Origin of the sequence: Mycolicibacterium chubuense, from assembly GCF_001044255.1 — a bacterium.
Lineage (GTDB): Bacteria > Actinomycetota > Actinomycetes > Mycobacteriales > Mycobacteriaceae > Mycobacterium > Mycobacterium chubuense.
On the sequence record NZ_JYNX01000060.1, the window covers coordinates 371,589 to 389,937 of the forward strand.

General features: G+C 68.1%; 14 protein-coding genes, 2 tRNA genes and 1 pseudogene. 11 read left to right on the forward strand and 6 right to left on the reverse strand.

Annotated elements, in window-relative coordinates:
• The first annotated feature begins 174 nt into the window (after window positions 1–174).
• From gyrB to MCHUDSM44219_RS28565, 8 genes are all read left to right on the forward strand, one after another.
• Complete coding sequence (gene gyrB / locus MCHUDSM44219_RS22575; protein ID WP_048420430.1) at window positions 175–2,202, forward strand: DNA topoisomerase (ATP-hydrolyzing) subunit B; 2,028 nt, start codon at window positions 175–177, stop codon at window positions 2,200–2,202.
• A 26-nt stretch (window positions 2,203–2,228) separates the two neighbouring features.
• Window positions 2,229–4,754, forward strand: a complete 2,526-nt coding sequence (gene gyrA / locus MCHUDSM44219_RS22580) for a DNA gyrase subunit A (protein WP_048420431.1) — start codon at window positions 2,229–2,231, stop codon at window positions 4,752–4,754.
• A gap of 10 nt (window positions 4,755–4,764) precedes the next feature.
• Window positions 4,765–5,694, forward strand: a complete 930-nt coding sequence (locus MCHUDSM44219_RS22585) for a DUF3566 domain-containing protein (protein ID WP_048420432.1) — start codon at window positions 4,765–4,767, stop codon at window positions 5,692–5,694.
• 60 nt (window positions 5,695–5,754) lie between these two features.
• Window positions 5,755–5,828 (forward strand) — tRNA-Ile (locus MCHUDSM44219_RS22590).
• Between the two features lie 134 nt (window positions 5,829–5,962).
• Window positions 5,963–6,035, forward strand: a tRNA-Ala gene (locus tag MCHUDSM44219_RS22595).
• Between the two features lie 98 nt (window positions 6,036–6,133).
• Entirely contained in the window at window positions 6,134–6,802 is a 669-nt protein-coding gene (locus MCHUDSM44219_RS22600) for a heme oxygenase-like domain-containing protein (RefSeq protein ID WP_048420433.1), read from the forward strand.
• A complete protein-coding gene (locus tag MCHUDSM44219_RS28560) occupies window positions 6,799–9,609 on the forward strand; it encodes an EAL domain-containing protein (RefSeq protein ID WP_053081353.1) in 2,811 nt (936 codons plus the stop codon). Before MCHUDSM44219_RS22600 ends, MCHUDSM44219_RS28560 begins: the two co-directional genes overlap by 4 nt.
• Window positions 9,610–9,715: 106 nt before the next feature.
• Window positions 9,716–11,236 (forward strand): alpha/beta hydrolase fold domain-containing protein, encoded by a 1,521-nt coding sequence (locus MCHUDSM44219_RS28565; protein WP_053081356.1) that lies wholly within the window; start codon window positions 9,716–9,718, stop codon window positions 11,234–11,236.
• 10 nt (window positions 11,237–11,246) lie between these two features.
• Here the strand turns inward: MCHUDSM44219_RS28565 and MCHUDSM44219_RS22615 are convergent, their stop codons facing one another.
• Window positions 11,247–12,587 (reverse strand): L-serine ammonia-lyase, encoded by a 1,341-nt coding sequence (locus MCHUDSM44219_RS22615; protein ID WP_048420434.1) that lies wholly within the window; start codon window positions 12,585–12,587, stop codon window positions 11,247–11,249.
• A gap of 13 nt (window positions 12,588–12,600) precedes the next feature.
• Window positions 12,601–13,005, reverse strand: coding sequence for a cell wall synthesis protein CwsA (gene cwsA, locus MCHUDSM44219_RS22620; RefSeq protein WP_048420435.1), 405 nt, complete (start codon window positions 13,003–13,005; stop codon window positions 12,601–12,603).
• 107 nt (window positions 13,006–13,112) lie between these two features.
• Here cwsA and MCHUDSM44219_RS22625 point away from each other — a divergent pair, with 107 nt between their 5' ends.
• Window positions 13,113–13,640: a peptidylprolyl isomerase gene (locus MCHUDSM44219_RS22625; RefSeq protein ID WP_048420436.1), complete on the forward strand. Its 528-nt coding sequence runs from the start codon at window positions 13,113–13,115 to the stop codon at window positions 13,638–13,640.
• Window positions 13,641–13,689: 49 nt separating this feature from the next.
• Here MCHUDSM44219_RS22625 and MCHUDSM44219_RS22630 read toward each other — a convergent pair whose 3' ends face one another.
• Together MCHUDSM44219_RS22630 and crgA are read right to left on the reverse strand one after the other, a co-directional pair.
• Window positions 13,690–14,121: a PH domain-containing protein gene (locus tag MCHUDSM44219_RS22630; RefSeq protein ID WP_048420519.1), complete on the reverse strand. Its 432-nt coding sequence runs from the start codon at window positions 14,119–14,121 to the stop codon at window positions 13,690–13,692.
• A gap of 150 nt (window positions 14,122–14,271) precedes the next feature.
• Window positions 14,272–14,553, reverse strand: coding sequence for a cell division protein CrgA (crgA, locus tag MCHUDSM44219_RS22635; protein WP_048420437.1), 282 nt, complete (start codon window positions 14,551–14,553; stop codon window positions 14,272–14,274).
• Window positions 14,554–14,656: 103 nt separating this feature from the next.
• Here crgA and MCHUDSM44219_RS22640 point away from each other — a divergent pair, with 103 nt between their 5' ends.
• Both MCHUDSM44219_RS22640 and MCHUDSM44219_RS22645 read left to right on the forward strand, forming a co-directional pair.
• Window positions 14,657–15,418, forward strand: coding sequence for a DUF881 domain-containing protein (locus MCHUDSM44219_RS22640; RefSeq protein ID WP_048420438.1), 762 nt, complete (start codon window positions 14,657–14,659; stop codon window positions 15,416–15,418).
• A 23-nt stretch (window positions 15,419–15,441) separates the two neighbouring features.
• Complete coding sequence (locus MCHUDSM44219_RS22645) at window positions 15,442–16,116, forward strand: aminodeoxychorismate/anthranilate synthase component II (RefSeq protein ID WP_048420439.1); 675 nt, start codon at window positions 15,442–15,444, stop codon at window positions 16,114–16,116.
• Here MCHUDSM44219_RS22645 and pknB read toward each other — a convergent pair.
• Both pknB and MCHUDSM44219_RS22655 read right to left on the reverse strand, forming a co-directional pair.
• On the reverse strand, window positions 16,094–17,959 hold the full coding sequence (pknB, locus tag MCHUDSM44219_RS22650) for a Stk1 family PASTA domain-containing Ser/Thr kinase (RefSeq protein WP_048420440.1): 1,866 nt from the start codon (window positions 17,957–17,959) through the stop codon (window positions 16,094–16,096). The two genes, MCHUDSM44219_RS22645 and pknB, sit on opposite strands and share 23 nt — an antisense overlap.
• 7 nt (window positions 17,960–17,966) lie before the next feature.
• Window positions 17,967–18,349 (reverse strand): annotated as a pseudogene (locus MCHUDSM44219_RS22655) (hypothetical protein); the annotation flags it as partial.

Consider the following 18,349-nt stretch of genomic DNA (forward strand, 5'->3'; position numbering starts at 1 on the left):
ACCTATCTTCTGCCGCAAAAATCGGCGCACGGCGCGATTAGGTATGTCAAAACGCGGTTCCTGAATCGGTCCTGACGGCATGTTTCGGTAGACTGTGACGGTGATCCGCGAGGGGGTCGTCGGATCCCCCGTGCAGGCTTTCGCCTGCCCAAGACCCAAGGAGACGCGTCCAACGTGGCTGCCCAGAAGAACAATGCCCCGAGTGAGTACGGCGCCGACTCGATCAAGGTCCTCGAAGGTCTGGAAGCGGTCCGCAAGCGCCCGGGCATGTACATCGGGTCCACCGGCGAGCGTGGCCTGCACCATCTGATCTGGGAGGTGGTCGACAACGCCGTCGACGAGGCGATGGCCGGCTTCGCCACCAAGGTGGATGTGCGGATCCTCGAGGACGGCGGAGTACAGGTCACCGACGACGGCCGCGGCATCCCTGTCGCGATGCACTCCACCGGCATCCCCACCATCGATGTGGTGATGACCGTGCTGCACGCCGGCGGCAAGTTCGAAGAGGGCGCCTACCAGGTGTCCGGGGGTCTGCACGGCGTGGGCGTGTCCGTGGTGAACGCGTTGTCGACGCGGCTCGAGGCCGATGTCCGCAAGGACGGTTACGAGTGGTTCCAGACGTACGACCGCTCGGTGCCCGGGACGCTCAGGAAGGGCGAGAAGACCAAGGGCACCGGCACCACGATCCGGTTCTGGGCCGACCCGGACATCTTCGAGACCACCAACTACGACTTCGAGACGATCGCGCGCCGGCTGCAGGAGATGGCCTTCCTGAACAAGGGCCTGACCATCGAGCTCACCGACGAGCGGGTCGCCCCGGAGGAGGTCGTGGACGACGTCGTCAGCGACCACGCCGAGGCGCCGAAGTCCGCCGAGGAGAAGGCGGCTGAACAGTCCGCGCCGCAGAAGGTCAAGCACCGGGTGTTCCACTACCCCGGCGGTCTGGTCGATTTCGTCAAGCACATCAACCGAACCAAGACCGCGATCCAGCCCAGCGTCATCGACTTCGACGGTAAGGGCCCCGGTCACGAGGTCGAGATCGCGATGCAGTGGAACGCGGGCTACTCCGAGTCGGTGCACACGTTCGCGAACACGATCAACACCCACGAGGGCGGCACGCACGAAGAGGGCTTCCGTGCGGCGCTCACCTCGGTGGTGAACAAGTACGCCAAGGACAAGAAGCTGCTCAAGGACAAGGATCCGAACCTCACCGGTGACGACATCCGCGAGGGTCTGGCCGCGGTCATCTCGGTGAAGGTCTCCCAGCCGCAGTTCGAGGGCCAGACCAAGACCAAGCTGGGCAACACCGAGGTCAAGTCCTTCGTGCAGAAGATCTGCAACGAGCAGCTCACCCACTGGTTCGAGGCGAACCCGGCCGAGGCGAAAACTGTTGTGAACAAGGCGGTCTCGTCGGCGCAGGCCCGGATGGCGGCGCGTAAGGCGCGCGAGCTGGTGCGGCGCAAGAGCGCCACCGACATCGGCGGGCTGCCCGGCAAGCTGGCCGACTGCCGCTCGACCGATCCGAGCAAGTCCGAACTGTATGTGGTGGAGGGCGATTCGGCCGGCGGTTCGGCCAAGAGTGGCCGGGACTCGATGTTCCAGGCGATCCTGCCGCTGCGTGGCAAGATCATCAACGTCGAGAAGGCCCGCATCGATCGCGTGCTGAAGAACACCGAAGTCCAGGCGATCATCACCGCTCTGGGCACCGGCATCCACGACGAGTTCGACCTCTCGAAGCTGCGCTACCACAAGATCGTGCTGATGGCCGACGCCGACGTGGACGGCCAGCACATCTCGACGTTGCTGCTGACGCTGCTGTTCCGCTTCATGAAACCGCTTGTGGAGAACGGCCACATCTTCCTGGCGCAGCCGCCGCTGTACAAGCTCAAGTGGCAGCGCAGCGAGCCGGAGTTCGCGTATTCCGACCGCGAGCGCGACGGGCTGCTCGAGGCGGGCCGCGCCGCCGGCAAGCGGATCAACGTCGAAGACGGCATCCAGCGCTACAAGGGTCTGGGCGAGATGGACGCCAAGGAGCTGTGGGAGACCACGATGGATCCGTCGGTGCGCGTGTTGCGTCAGGTGACGCTCGACGACGCCGCGGCAGCCGACGAACTGTTCTCGATCCTGATGGGTGAAGACGTCGAAGCACGCCGCAGCTTTATCACCCGCAACGCCAAAGACGTTCGCTTCCTTGACGTTTAAGACGCTAGACGAGGCATAGGAAACTCATGACTGACACCACGCTGCCGCCGGGCGACGAGACCGGCGACCGCATCGAACCGGTCGACATCCAGCAGGAGATGCAGCGCAGCTACATCGACTACGCGATGAGCGTGATCGTGGGCCGCGCGCTGCCCGAGGTTCGGGACGGCCTCAAGCCGGTGCACCGCCGGGTGCTCTACGCGATGTTCGACTCCGGATTCCGGCCCGACCGCGGGCACGCGAAGTCCGCCCGCTCGGTCGCAGAGACGATGGGTAACTATCACCCGCACGGTGATTCGTCGATCTACGACACCCTCGTCCGGATGGCGCAGCCGTGGTCGCTGCGCTACCCGTTGGTCGACGGGCAGGGCAACTTCGGCTCGCCGGGGAACGATCCGCCGGCCGCCATGAGGTACACCGAGGCGCGGCTGACTCCGCTGGCGATGGAGATGCTGCGTGAAATCGACGAGGAGACAGTCGATTTCATTCCGAACTACGACGGCCGCGTGCAGGAGCCGACGGTTCTGCCGAGCCGGTTCCCGAACCTGCTTGCCAACGGTTCGGGCGGTATCGCGGTCGGCATGGCCACCAACATGCCTCCGCACAATTTGCGCGAGCTCGCCGAGGCGGTCTACTGGTGCCTCGACAACCACGAGGCCGACGAGGAGGCCACGCTTACCGCGGTGTGCGAGCGGGTCAAGGGCCCCGACTTCCCGACGTACGGCTTGATCGTTGGCTCACAGGGGATTTCGGACACCTACACCACCGGGCGCGGTTCCATCCGGATGCGTGGCGTGGTGGAGATCGAAGAGGACTCCCGCGGGCGAACCTCGCTGGTGATCACCGAGTTGCCCTACCAGGTCAACCACGACAACTTCATCACCTCGATCGCCGAGCAGGTGCGCGACGGCAAGCTCGGCGGCATCTCCAACATCGAGGACCAGTCCAGTGACCGGGTCGGTCTGCGCATCGTCATCGAGGTCAAGCGTGACGCGGTGGCCAAGGTCGTGCTCAACAACCTGTACAAGCACACCCAGCTGCAGACCAGCTTCGGCGCCAACATGCTGTCGATCGTCGACGGCGTTCCGCGCACGCTACGCCTCGACCAGCTGATCCGCCACTACGTCAACCACCAGCTCGACGTCATCGTCCGGCGCACCCGGTACCGGTTGCGCAAGGCCAACGAGCGGGCCCACATCCTGCGCGGTCTGGTCAAGGCGCTCGACGCGCTCGACGAGGTGATCGCGCTCATCCGGGCCTCGGCCAACGTCGACGTCGCGCGTCAGGGCCTGATCGAGCTGCTCGACGTCGACGAGATCCAGGCCCAGGCGATCCTCGACATGCAGCTGCGGCGCCTGGCCGCCCTGGAACGTCAGCGCATCATCGACGACCTCGCCAAGATCGAGGCCGAGATCGCCGACCTCGAGGACATCCTGGCCAAGCCGGAGCGCCAACGCGCCATCGTGCGCGACGAGCTCAAGGAGATCGTCGACAAGTACGGCGACGATCGGCGCACCCGCATCATCGCCGCGGACGGCGAGGTGGCCGACGAGGACCTGATCGCCCGCGAGGACGTCGTCGTCACGATCACCGAGACCGGCTACGCCAAGCGCACCAAGACCGACCTGTACCGCAGCCAGAAGCGCGGCGGCAAGGGAGTGCAGGGCGCCGGGCTCAAGCAGGACGACATCGTCAACCACTTCTTCGTCTGCTCGACCCACGACTGGATCCTGTTCTTCACCACGCAGGGCCGGGTGTACCGCGCGAAGGCCTACGACCTGCCGGAGGCGTCGCGCACCGCGCGCGGTCAGCACGTCGCGAACCTGCTGGCCTTCCAGCCCGAGGAACGCATCGCCCAGGTCATCCAGATCAAGGGCTACGAGGACGCGCCGTACCTGGTGCTCGCCACCCGTAACGGCCTGGTGAAGAAGTCGCGTCTGGTCGACTTCGACTCCAACCGGTCGGGCGGCATCGTCGCGGTGAACCTGCGCGACGGCGATGAGCTCGTCGGCGCGGTGCTGTGCTCGAGCGAGGACGATCTGCTGTTGGTGTCGGCCAACGGCCAGTCGATCCGGTTCTCGGCCACCGATGAGGCGCTCCGCCCGATGGGTCGCGCCACCTCCGGTGTGCAGGGCATGCGGTTCAACGGCGACGACGCGCTGCTGTCCCTGAATGTGGTCCGGCCCGATACGTATCTGCTGGTGGCGACGTCGGGTGGTTATGCCAAGCGCACGGCCATCGACGAGTACCCGGTGCAGGGCCGCGGCGGCAAGGGGGTGCTGACCATCATGTTCGACAAGCGTCGTGGCACTCTTGTCGGTGCGTTGATCGTCGACGACGACACCGAGTTGTATGCCATCACCTCAGGTGGGGGCGTCATCCGGACCGCCGCGCGACAGGTTCGCAAGGCCGGCCGCCAGACCAAGGGCGTCCGGTTGATGAACCTCGGTGAGGGCGACACCCTGATCGCGATCGCACGCAACGCCGAAGAGGGCGACGGTACCGACGAGGTCGACACCGACATCGGTGAAGAGCCGACGACGGAGCAGTGAGGAGCGGTCTGTGAGCTCACCGAACGAGCCGGGACACCCGCGCGCGGGTGAGGCGTCCGGTGCCACCGGCAACGGGTCACCGGCTGCGCCGGCGCCGGTGCCCAGCGGGGTACCGCCCCAGGGGCCCGCTCACGGCGCCGAGCACGCTGACGTGCCGCCGTGGCAGCGGGGTCCCGCGGCCCGGGCCCGCCAGCAGCAGGCCCCGGACGCGCAGGGCGGGCTCGACGCCCGGCTGAACCGCTTCATCTCCGGCGGCCAGGACACCGAGTCGACACCGCGCGGCGACCGCACCGAGGTGCTTCGTCCGGAGGGCACCCGTCCGGAGGGCACCCGTCCCGAGGGCAACCGTCCGGAACCGCCGACGCGGACCGAGGCACACCGCCCCGAGCCCCCGACCCGCACCGAGAACACCGGCGGGGCGGCGTACAAGAGCGAGCTGCCCGACCTGTCGGGTCCGCCCCGGACGACGCAGCAGCGTAAGCCGGCGGAGCGTCAGACGTCCGAGCCGCCCGCCCGTCCCGCGCAGAAGGCCGCCGGCGGCCGGGCCGTGCAGGTCGGTCCGCGGCAGCACACCGGGCCGGTCCGTGCCAGCATGCAGATCCGCCGGGTGGATCCGTGGAGCGCGTTGAAGGTGTCACTGGTGCTGTCGGTGGCGCTGTTCTTCGTGTGGATGATCGCGGTCGCGTTCCTGTACCTGGTGCTCGGCGGCATGGGCGTGTGGAGCAAGCTCAACAGCAACGTCGGCGACCTGCTGACCAGCGCCAGCGGCAGCTCGGGCGGCGAGCTGGTGTCCAGCGGCACGATCTTCGGTGGCGCCGCCCTGATCGGCCTGGTCAACATCGTTCTGCTGACCGCGGCGGCGACGATCGGGGCGTTCATCTACAACCTCACCACCGACCTCGTGGGCGGTGTCGAGGTCACTCTGGCCGACCGCGACTGAGCTGGTTTGGGAGTCGGGTTGTCCGTGCGGTAATCTCGCTGCTCGGCCATGCGGTTGCACGGGGCTATAGCTCAGGCGGTTAGAGCGCTTCGCTGATAACGAAGAGGTCGGAGGTTCGAGTCCTCCTAGCCCCACGGAAAGGTACACATCGATGAAGGTGGTGCTGCTGCTCGCGGCGGGCATCGCCGCGGCCGCCGGGTTCGTGGTCTGGCGGACCCAGCACAGCCCCGAGGTGTGGCACACACTCGCCGATGCGCCTTCCTGACGAGGGGCCTTAGCTCAGTTGGTAGAGCGCTGCCTTTGCAAGGCAGATGTCAGGAGTTCGAATCTCCTAGGCTCCACAAGCACCACAGCAACTGTCCGCGCGCTGCCGGTCTGCGGACCCCGTCTCGCCATCGTCGCGAACTGCCCGCACCGAACGCCACGGCGGTGGACAATCATGCCCACACTGCAACTGAACGGTGACGAGGGTGAGATGTCGGTGGGCATGTCGACGAAACACCGAAGCGGCTTCACGCCGGCCCTCCGTCGCGCCACCGCCGAGGACCACGCCTCGGTGGACCGTCTCGTCGATCTCCCCCGCCTGGTCGAACGCGGGTACTACGCGGCGGTTCTCGGCGGGCTGATCGAGGCCGCCGAGGCCGTCGAGGCAGTGTTGCCCGGAATCCCGCGCGCACTGTGGGTCGAGGGGCTGTCGCCCGCCGAGGTGTCCAAGCGAGCAGCGATCGATGCCGAGTCATCCTTCCTCGACACTCTGGGCGGGTCCCGCCCGAACTCACCACGTGTCTACGACATCGGCCGACTGCCGCTGACGACGCCAGGACGCGCAGCCATGGTGGGTCTGATCTACGTCTACGTCGGTTCGGCTCTGGGCGGCTTGCATCTGCTGCGCGTCGCCCGGACCGCGTCGTGGTGGCAGACCGACCGCGAACAGTCGCTGCTCCGACCCTATGGCGATCAACTCCACGCCCGCTGGCGCGCGGTGCTCGACGCCGTGGATCGCGTGGACGCGAAAGACGCAGACACCGCAATCGCGGCCGCGCGTGCCGGCTTCGAGCTCCACCGGACGGCGCTCGTCGAACATCTTTCGGCGGGAAGCCATCGATGACGAGCGGCACCCCGGAGGCGATGTGGAAGGTGGTCGGTCACGAAGGCTGCGAGACCGAACCCATCGACAAGCCCGACGCGATCCAGGCACACGGATGGCTCCTCGCGGTCGACCTCGCGCGGCGCCGCGTCTCCCACGTGTCGTCGAACCTTCAGGCGCCGATCTGCGCGAAGCTGGGCGCCCCAGCGGTGCTCGGGACGACTGTCGAGCATGTCGCCCGCGCGCTCGAGCTGCCCACCGGCGTCACCCGATTCGAGGTGATCGATGGTTGGCGATCCCACATGCCTTGGCTGACAAGCGATCCCGTGGTGATCACCGCCCACGGGACGGCTGATCACTACATCGTCGAGGTCGAGCGTGACATCGCACCGATCGCTGAGGATCCGACCGCGATGATCAGCACGCTGCTGCAGGCGCCGAGTTGGCAGGTGTTCTCCGAGCAGACGGTCACGGCGCTGGGACAGATGTTCGGCTATGCGCGCACCATGGCCTACACGTTCCATCCCGACTACCACGGCGAGGTGACCGCCGAGTACATCAACCAGCCCGACCTGGAGCCATACCTCGGGTTGCACTATCCCGCATCGGACATCCCCCCGCAGGCCCGGCGGTTGTACGTGGAGCAACTGGTGCGGGTCATCGAGGACGTCGACGGACCGACGGTCCATCTCCTGGGCTCGGCTCCCGAGGGCGGCCCGGCACGCGCTCTCGATCTCACCTTCGCTCACCGTCGCGCCGTCTCGCCGGTGCACCTGGAGTACATGCGCAACATGGGTGTGGCTGCCACCGCCGCGGTGTCGGTTGTCCAGCGCGAACGGCTGACCGGGATGTTCGTCATGCACCACACCGAGCCCCGCGCACTCAGCCTGGGGGATCGTCAGGCTCTCACCACCGTCAGCCGCATCGCCTCATTCGTCGCAGCGACCATGGACGAGAAGAGCTTTGGCGCCCGGCGCGCTCAGGTGGCATCGCTCGCGGAAGAACTCCGCCGGAATCTCACGGCCGGAGATGACGCCATCCACTGCTTCCGCGCGGTCGGCGACGACATGATGAAAGCGGTGCAGGCGGACGGGTTCGCCGCCCGGTTGGGTCGAGAGGTGGTCCGCCTCGGCGAGGTGCCCCGGCAGGAGGCGATCGACGATCTGTTTCGCGAATCCGGCTCGACAGCAAAGGACCTCGTGCAGGCAACCGACTGCCTCGCCGTCGACATGCCGCAGCTCGCCACCGCTGACACGTGTGCAGGCGCCATCGTGTCCCGATTGCCGGGCACCCCGGAGGGGTATCTCACCTGGTTCCGCCGTCCGTTCCTCGACACCGTCCGCTGGGGCGGAGAAGTGAATGCATTGGTTCGCAAGGACGAACACGGGCGCCTGCACCCACGCGGGTCGTTCAGCGAGTTCGTCGAGAACGTCACCGACCGCAGCCGCATGTGGTCCGAGCACGACCGGATCGCGGCTGACACCCTCTACCAGGCCGTGCATTCAGGACTCAACGAGTGGGCCTATCGGCAGCTCGCGACCCAGGCGACCGTCGATCCGCTCACGGGCCTGGGCAACCGCCGCGCGCTGTCACTGGCCCTCGACAGCGAGATCCGATCCCCGCCCGCAGTACGGCGTTTCGCGCTGCTGTTCCTCGACCTGGATCGCTTCAAGCAGATCAACGATGCGTACGGACATCACCGGGGAGACCTGGTGCTGCAGGCCACCGCCGACCGGCTGGAGCGGGTGACGTTCTATCTGGTCGGACGGTCCGGCAGCGTGTTCCGCCTCGGGGGCGACGAATTCGTTGTGCTGCTCCGCGACACCACGTCCGGTGAGGTTTCGCGGGTCGCCGAGGGGATCCTGGCGGCGTTCCGGGATCCGGTGCTCGTGGAAGACGTCACCATCGTGGTGAGTGTCAGCATCGGTGCGGTCACCGACAGCGATGCCGAAGGCGTCGCCGACGCCGGTGAACTCCTGCGGCGCGGAGACCTGGCGATGTACTCGGCCAAACGTGCCGGCGGGTCTCGTATCACGTTCTACCAGGACGACTTCTCCCAGCGGGCGGTGCGTCGTTCGATGCTCGAGCAGCAGCTCTATCGGGCGCTCGCCGGCGACGAACTCGTTCCGGCATTCCAGCCCATCGTCTCGTTGCGAACCGGCGAGATCATCGGCGCGGAGGCGCTCGCTCGATGGCGCCAACCGGCCGGCGATGTCCTCCTGCCCGACGAATTCGTCCCTCTCGCCGAGGAGACAGGTCAGATCCGCCAGGTCGATCGACGGATCACCGAGCGTGCCGTGGCGCAGTGCCTCGAGCTGTTGCGCGACAGGACCCGGCATTTCCACTTGGCGGTCAACGTCAGCGCGATGACGGTGGACGCGGAGTACGTGACCTTCCTCGCTGATCTGATCGCGCAGTACCACGTCCCGCCCGACCGATTGACCATCGAGCTGACGGAGACGGCGATTGTCCACGAAGCGGGCCGACTTCAGCTGCTGCTCAACGCGATTCGATCGCTCGGTGTCACTGTGGCCATCGACGACTTCGGGATCGGCTACTCCTCGCTCGCCCATCTGCAGAATCTGCCGGTCGACATGGTCAAGTTGGACCGCACATTCGTCCAGCGGCCACGACGCGGCCACGACGTCGTCGCGCGCTGGGCGATCCAGCTGGTGTCGGATCTCGGATTACGCATGATCGCCGAGGGTGTCGAGACGCACCAGCAGGAAGAGATGTTGCTGTCACTGGGGTACGACTGGGTGCAGGGCCACCGATACGGCCCACCGAAGTTCGGACCCCCGCCCACCGGTCCGTACGAAGTGCAGTAGCCGACTACTGAGGGCGGCGGCCGAATACGGGTGGACACTGCGGTTCATCATGTAGCGCTCGCACGTCGGGGGCGATGTCGCTGCCTGCCGAGGATGGAGGACCGTGATGAGCTCAGCGACGCGCACGGCAGTCGAGTGCAGCCGACACATCAGCCTGGCGGGAGCGCTCGCGGTCGGGCTCGGCATCGGCGCGGGGGTGATCGCCGGGCCGTGGACAGCATCAGCCTCGCCCGCAGAGACCGGCACGTCATCGGTGTCGGACACAGCCTCGCGGCCGGACCGCGGCCCGTCCGCCGTCCCCCGCACCTCCGCCCGTGACCAGCGCGACCCGGCCGATTCACCGGGCGCGCGTCGACGTGCGAACCGCTCGGACGGCGACACCGACGTCCGACCACGGTGGCGTCCGTTCCGCGCGGCAGACACGCAGACCACCTCGAACGAAACGGCACCCGTGAGTCTTTCGCTGCGCCGGCTGCCTCGGGCGCAGTCTCCGGTCGCGGACGCCGACCCGTCGAACACCAAATCACCCGACGTCCCCGCGGACGGCCCGACCGCCTTCACCCTGCTGGCGCTCTCGCGACGGGATACGGAGGAATCAGCAAACGCACTGAGACGCAACGGGGTGCGACCCCCAGTCGCCGAACGCGTCGTCGCGACCGGCGGGTCGACCGATCCTGTACCTGCCGACACCATCACGGCGCCTGCCGTGGAGCCCCCGGTCTTCACCGGGAGGCCGTCCCTCCTGTCCAAGACCTTGAGCGCGGTCTTCGGTGCGGTGGGCAAGATCGGAACTCTGGTGCATGCGGATCTGACATTCCCCCTGACGGGGTTGCTGCAGAGCGACCATCCGCCCCGGCGAACGATGCGCGGCCTGACGGTGGAGCGCACCGAGTTCGAGGGGATGCCGGTGTGGACCCTGCAGTCCGTCCGGTCGACCTCCGAGAAAGCCGTCGTGGCCGTGCACGGGGGTGCGCTGAGTCTTCAGCCGACGGTGTTCAACTGGCTGTTCTACAGCGCGATGGCGCGCAAGACCGGCGCCACGGTGGTCGTGCCGCTCTACCCGTTGGTGCCGGAGGGGACGGCGCGTGAGGTGGTACCGGCGGTCGCCGACCTGATCACCACGCAGATCGATCAACGGGGCGCACCCAACGTCAGCGTCTTCGGTGACTCGTCCGGAGGCAACATCGTGTTGGTCGCCGTGCAGGAGCTGGTCCGTCGCGGCGATGCGATACCGTCGCGCATGGTGCTGAGCGCACCCGGTGTGGACAGCACGCTGAGCAATCCGGCGATCGCACTCGTCGACGACCCGCTGTTCACCCCGGAAGTCCTCGCGGACCTCCGGACTAACGTCGCCCAGTGGGCCGACGGTCTGGACCTCACCGACCCGCTGCTGAGCCCGCTGTTCGGGTCACTCGAGGGCCTGCCGCCGACCGCGGTGTACGTCGGCAGCCGCGATGTGGTCGCTCCGGACCTTCTGCTGCTTCGGGAGAAGGCCGCGGCGACGCCCGGTGCTGACTTCACGTTCGTCCTTCGCGAGGGCGAACTGCACGACTGGGCGATCTTCACGATCTTTCCCGAGACCAGGGCCGTCCTGCCCGACATCTACCGGCAGTTGGGCATTGCCTGACCGACGCCGCTCAGCACTCGACGACGTTCAGCGCCAGTCCCCCACGCGAGGTCTCCTTGTACTTGTCGGCCATGTCGGCCCCGGTGTCGCGCATCGTCTTGATCGCGGTGTCGAGGCTGACGTGATGCGTGCCGTCGCCGAACAACGCCATCCGCGCGGCGGTGATCGCCTTCACCGACGCGACCGCGTTGCGCTCGATGCACGGGATCTGCACCAGTCCCCCGACCGGATCGCACGTCAGCCCCAGGTTGTGCTCGATGCCGATCTCGGCGGCGTTCTCCACCTGCGCCGGTGACCCGCCCTGCACCGCGGCCAGCCCGGCCGCCGCCATCGAGCACGCCGACCCGACCTCGCCCTGGCAGCCGACCTCGGCCCCCGAGATCGACGCGTTCGCCTTGAACAGCTGTCCGATCGCAGCGGCCGTCAGCAGGAACTCGACGACGCCGTCGTCGTCGGCATTGGGGACGAATCGCCAGTAGTAGTGCAGCACAGCCGGAATGATCCCGGCCGCACCGTTCGTCGGCGCCGTCACCACCCGGCCGCCGGCGGCGTTCTCCTCGTTGACGGCCAGCGCGTACACCGTCACCCAGTCCATCGCGAACAGCGGATCGGTCGGATCGGCCTCGAGCGCCCGGGCCAGCGCCGCGGCCCGTCGGCGCACGTGAAGCACGCCCGGCAGCGTGCCCTCGGCGGTGAGGCCGTTGGCCACGCACTCGCGCATGGTCGCCCAGATGTGCAGCAGACCCTCCCGCAGGCGAGGTCCGTTGCCCAGGGCCTCCTCGTTGGCGACGACGAGATCGGCGATCCGGCAACGGTTTTCCTCGGCCAGCGCGACGAGCTCGGCCGCGGTGCGGAACGGGTACGGCACGGCGACGTCGCCGGCGGCCGGCGTCGTCGCCTCGTCCTCGTCGACGACGAACCCGCCGCCGACGGAGTAGTACACGTGCCGGTCCACCTCGGTGCCGTCGGCGCGCTCGGCGTGGAAGACCATGCCGTTGCTGTGAAAAGCCATGGCCTGCAGCATCATCACGATGTCGAACTCGACCGGCCTCTCCCCCGCCAACAGGAGGCGACCCTCCCGCTCGATCGCGGCGACCCGCTCTCGCGCCGCGGCCGGATCGATCGACTCCGGCTGCGCCCCCTCGAGTCCGAGCATCACCGCACCCGGGGTGCCGTGTCCCGCACCGGTCGCGCCCAGCGAACCGAAGAGTTGTACGCGTACCCGGGCGACCTCGTCGAGCGACCCACGCAGCCGTTCGGCGAAGCGGTGCGCCGCGCGCATGGGCCCCACGGTGTGTGAACTCGACGGCCCGATACCGATCGAGAACAGGTCGAACACCGAGACGGCCATGATCGGACCCCCGCTACGGTTTCGGCGCGACCTCGACGCTCGGCGGCAGCGGCGAGGGCTCCGGCTGCGTCGAACGACGAACGATCGTGAAGGCTGCCGCTCCCCCGGCCAGCACCACCACCGCGATGCCGGCGACCAGCAGCCGCGGACGGCGCCGGCTCCGCCGAGTGCGCGCCTTGTCCAACGTCTCGGGCAGGTTCGCGATGGCCTCCTGCGCCGAGGCGAGTTCGGCCTTGAGCTGGCGGGCGACCTGACTGGTGCGGTAGCGCTCACCGACCCAGGACGCCGACGACCGCACCGAGTCCACGCCCAGACCGACCGCTCCCCTGGTGACGTCCACCGGCCCGACCGTCGAATACTTCAGGCCGCGGCTCAGCCGCTGGCTCGGGGTCAATCGGACTCGGGTCTTGGAGCTCATGGCCCACCTTTCTCGGCAGCATGTGACTAGGACCTTCAGCCTGCCACTTCCACCAACCCCACGGTGCCCGGTTGGGGGTCGGAGGCGGCGTGGCACACTGACTTCCCGTGACGAGTCCTCTTCAGACCGCGACCGCGACCCTGCACACCAACCGCGGCGACATCAAGATCGCTCTGTTCGGTAACCACGCGCCCAAGACGGTGGCCAACTTCGTCGGCCTGGCCCAGGGCACCAAGGACTACAGCACCGAGAACGCCTCGGGCGGCTCGTCCGGCCCCTTCTACGACGGCGCGGTCTTCCACCGTGTCATCGACGGCTTCATGATCCAGGGCGGCGATCCGACCGGTACCGGTCGCGGCGGCCCGGGCTACCAGTTCGCCGACGAGTTCCACCCTGAGTTGCAGTTCGACAAGCCCTACCTGCTGGCGATGGCCAACGCGGGGCCGGGCACCAACGGCTCGCAATTCTTCATCACGGTCGGCAAGACGCCGCACCTGAACCGTCGCCACACGATCTTCGGCGAGGTCGTCGACCCCGAGTCGCAGAAGGTGGTCGACGCGATCGCCACCACGGCGACTGATCGCAGCGACCGCCCGACCGATCCGGTCGTCATCGAGTCGGTCACCATCTCCTAGCGATTTCGGCGTCGTCGGTCACGCCAGGCGCGACCAACGACACCGAAAATCACGCCCCTGCGCCGCGCGCGAAGCCGGCGTCGGTCAGCGCGTCCAGCACGCGTAACGGGTCGCTGCCCAGGTCCCACCGGCTGAGCACCAGCAGGCGGTCGTCGGTGGTGTCGATCTCCAGCAGACGCATGGTGCGACCGATCCGGCGGAACTCCGTGATGCGGATCAGGCTGATGTCCGGGCGTGCCAACCGCCTCGTGGTGAACCACCCGCGGTACACCAGGACGTCGCCGTCGATTGCCAGTTTCGGCCGGGCGCGCCACGACACGACCGCAAACGCCAGCAACCCCACCGCCGCAATGCCGATGAGGATGCGCCCCGGCACGTCTGTGACCAGCGTCACAACGGCGATTCCGAGCAGAATGCCCACTGCTGCGGCGCCGGCGATGCCTGCCGTCGGCGGACCCCAAGATGTTTGCTGAGCGGTCAACTCACACACTCCTACCGCGCCGAACGGGGTTATCCACAGGTGCTATCCCCAATGGGGATGAATCACATCGATGTGATCCGGTGTCCGCAGGGTTGCGAGCAGGGGAACGCCGGGGGTCGAGATGTTCGTCACATCCGGCTCCGCTGACGGTCAGCGCCAGCGCATCGTGAGCAACAGCCCCGTGATCATGAAGGCAAACGCGATGCCGTAGTTCCACACGTTCAGGTCGCTCATCCACTGCAGGAAGCTGGGCACGTCCGGGCCGCTGCCCGCGAGCTGGAAGACGATCAGCCAGACGAGCCCGATGAGCATCAGGCCGACGAACAGGACGACGAACCAGACGCTCGACGGACCGGCCTTGACCTTGACCGGAGTCCGGCTCACCGGATTGATGGTGAAGTCGTTCTTCTTGCGGACCTTGGACTTGGGCATGGGTACCTTCGGACGATCGGTGCGACGATGGGTGAATCGATGATGTGTAGGTCAAAGCCTAACGCAGCTACGAGCAGCGCCGACGCGTGAGGAGACCGAACCGATGAAAGCCCGTGACGCAACCGTGCGCCGGCGGTCGGTGTGGCGGTTCGGGGTGCCGGTGGTGTGTGCGGCGGCGGGCCTGCTGCTCGGCGCCACGCACGGGGTGTCCGGTGGCGACGAGATCCGGCGCAGCGACGCCCCCCGGCTGGTCGATCTGGTGCGCGAGACGCAGCGGTCGGTCGACCGGCTGACCGCCGAGCGGGACGTACTGGCGCCGCAGATCGAGAATCACCACGGCGGCTCCCCCACCGCGGCCGCGGCGCTGGCCGCGATCACCCGCCGTGCCGACGCGCTGGCCCCCGAGGCCGCGCTGACGCCGCTGCGCGGCCCCGGCCTGGTGGTCACCCTCAACGACGCGCAACGCGATGCTCAGGGCCGGTTCCCGCGTGACGCGTCGCCCGACGACCTCGTCGTGCACCAGCAGGACATCACCGCGGTGCTCAACGCGCTGTGGAGCGCCGGCGCCGAAGGCATCCAGATGCAGGACCAGCGTCTGATCGCCACATCGGCGCCCCGCTGCGTGGGCAACACGCTGCTGCTCAACGGCCGGACCTACAGCCCGCCCTACGTGATCACCGCGATCGGGGACGCCGCGGCGATGCAGCGCGCCCTGGCCGCCGCCCCGCTGGTGACGCTGTACAAGCAGTACGCGGTGCGGTTCGGCCTCGGCCACACCGAGGAGACCCGCGACGTCGAACTCGTCGGGTACACCGCGCCGGTGCGGATGAGGTTCGCCGAGCCGATCGGTCCGCTCGGCTACTGAAGGCCCGGCGGTAGCCTGGGCACATGCAGGTTCTGGTCGTCGACAACTACGACAGCTTCGTGTTCAACCTCGTGCAGTATCTGGGTCAGCTCGGGGTGGACGCGCAGGTGTGGCGCAACGACGACGACCGCCTGGCCACCGATGCCGACATCGCTTCTGTCGCAGAAGAATTCGACGGGGTGCTGCTCAGCCCCGGCCCGGGCACCCCGGAGCGGGCCGGCGCATCGATCCCCCTGGTCAACGCGTGCGCGGCAGCGGCGACGCCGCTGCTCGGCGTCTGCCTGGGGCATCAGGCCATCGGCGTCGCGTTCGGCGGCACGGTCGACCGCGCCCCGGAACTGCTGCACGGCAAGACCAGCACCGTCTTCCACACCGACAGGGGAGTGCTCAAAGGGCTGCCCGATCCGTTCGTCGCGACGCGCTACCACTCGCTGACGATCCTGCCGGACACCGTGCCCGATGAGCTGGAGGTCATCGCCCGCACCGAAGGCGGCGTGATCATGGGCGTGCGGCACATCGAGCTGCCGATCCACGGTGTGCAGTTCCACCCGGAGTCGATCCTCACCCAGGGCGGGCACCGGATGCTGGCCAACTGGCTCGCCGAGTGCGGCGCGGCCCCCGCCGAGGCGTTGGTCGCCCGCCTGGAGGACGAGGTCGCGACCGCGGTGGCGACCGCTACGACGCGAAGTTCAGCGTGATTCGCGAGCCGTAGGTCACCGCGGTACCCGGGGCAGGGCTCTGGGTGACGACGGCGTTGGTCCGCTGACCGCTGTTCTGCACGTCGGCGCCCTTGTCCAGCACGCCCGTCCAGCCCAGCGCGCGCAGCCGCGGTTCGGCGTCGGTCCAGAACTGGCCGGTCAGGTCCGGCATCACGAACTGGTTGCCGCGCGAGACCTGGATCTGGATCACGGTGTCCTGCGGCACGGTCTGGCCCGCCGCCGGATCGCTGCCCATGATCTGACCGGCCGCGGTGGTGCTGTCGACCTCGACCGGAACGGTCTTGGTGAACCCGGACGCGGACATGATCTGCTGGCACACCTCGATGGTCTGCCCCACGCAGTCGGGTACGACGGCCGTCGACGGACCCTTGCCGATGACGATGGTGATCTCGTTGGTGATCGCCGAGGTCTGGTTGGCCGGCGGCACCGTCGACAGCACGCGGTCGCGCTGCTCGGGCAGGGACGCCGACGTGGTCTGCCGAAAGCGGCTGAAGCCCGTGTCGGTGAGTTTCTTGACGGCGTCGCCGTAGCTCAGGCCGGACACGTCGGGCACTTCCCGCTGTTCGGGCCCCGTCGACACGTTGACGGTGATCTCGTCGCCGGCGCTGACGGAGGAGTTGGCGGCCGGATCGGTGCTGATGACGTGATCGGGCGGCACTTCCGAATCGGTGTTCTTCGCCACCGTGGTCTTGAAGCCGAGGTTCTGCAGGGCGGCGATGGCGTCCTCGGAGACCTGACCGCGCACATCGGGCACCTGGACATCGCGGGTCTCGCCGCCGAACATGTTGATCGCGATGGTGACCACCACGGTCAGCACGGCCAGCACCGCGACCGCGATCAGCCAGCGGCCCACCGATCCGCTGCGCTCCTTGGCGATGTAGCGGGGCTGATGATCCACCGGGTCGGTGCGCAGGTGCGCGGGACTCGACGACAGCAGCGACGTCCGCTCGGCGTCGGTGAAGATCTTGGGGGCGTCCGGCCGTTCCCCGCTGTGCACCTTGACCAGGTCCGCGCGCATCTCGGCGGCCGTCTGGTACCGGTTGTCGGGGTTCTTGGCGAGCGCCTTGAGCACGACGGCGTCGAGGTCGGGGGAGATGTCGGCGTGCCGCGCGGACGGCGGCACCGGGTCCTCCCGGACGTGCTGGTAGGCCACCGCGACGGGGGAGTCGCCGACGAACGGCGGCTCGCCGGTGAGGATCTCGTAGAGCACGCAGCCGAGCGAGTACACGTCGGAACGGGCGTCGACCTTGACGCCGCGGGCCTGTTCGGGGGAGAGGTACTGCGCCGTGCCGATCACCGCGGCCGTCTGGGTGACCGGGTTGCCGGCGTCGGCGATGGCGCGGGCGATGCCGAAGTCCATCACCTTCACCGCGCCGCTCTTGCTGATCATGATGTTCGCGGGCTTGACGTCGCGGTGGATGATGCCGTGCTGATGGCTGAAGTTCAGGGCCTGGCACGCGTCGGCGATGACCTCGATGGCCCGCTTGGCCGGCATCGGGCCCTCGGTGTGCACGATGTCGCGCAGCGTGACGCCGTCGACGTACTCCATCACGATGTACGGCAGGGGACCCGTCGGGGTCTCCGCCTCGCCGGTGTCGTACACCGCGACGATCGCCGGATGGTTGAGCGCCGCGGCGTTCTGCGCTTCGCGACGGAACCGCAGGTAGAAGCTCGGGTCCCGGGCCAGGTCGGCACGCAGCACCTTGATCGCGACGTCGCGGTGCAGGCGAAGGTCGCGTGCCAGGTGGACCTCGGACATGCCACCGAAGCCCAGGATCTCGCCGACCTCGTACCGGTCGGACAGGTGCTGTGGGGTCGTCATCGCAACATCAGTTCTGGCTGGGGCGCACCGCGGGCGGCGGCGCGTGGACAGGGGGTCGTATTACCCACAAACGGGCGTTTTCATGATCGACGATGGCCGCGGGCGCGGCGGCCGGCGTCTCGGAGGTGCCGCTCTGCGACGGCGTCTCGGTGACCGTCGGCGGCGCGGGCGCGCGGTCCTTGCGGTCCTGGGCGTTGAGCACGATCAGGATCGCGATGACGATCGCAAGCGCGCCCAGCACACCGGCGGCCCACAGCAGCGCCCGCTGACCGGACGAGAACGTGCGACGCGCCGGCGGTGCCGAGCGGTGGTGGCTGCCGGTGGTCCAGTACTCCCACGAGTCACGCCACGCGAACGCGAACCCCACCAGCGTGGCCACCACCGCCGAGG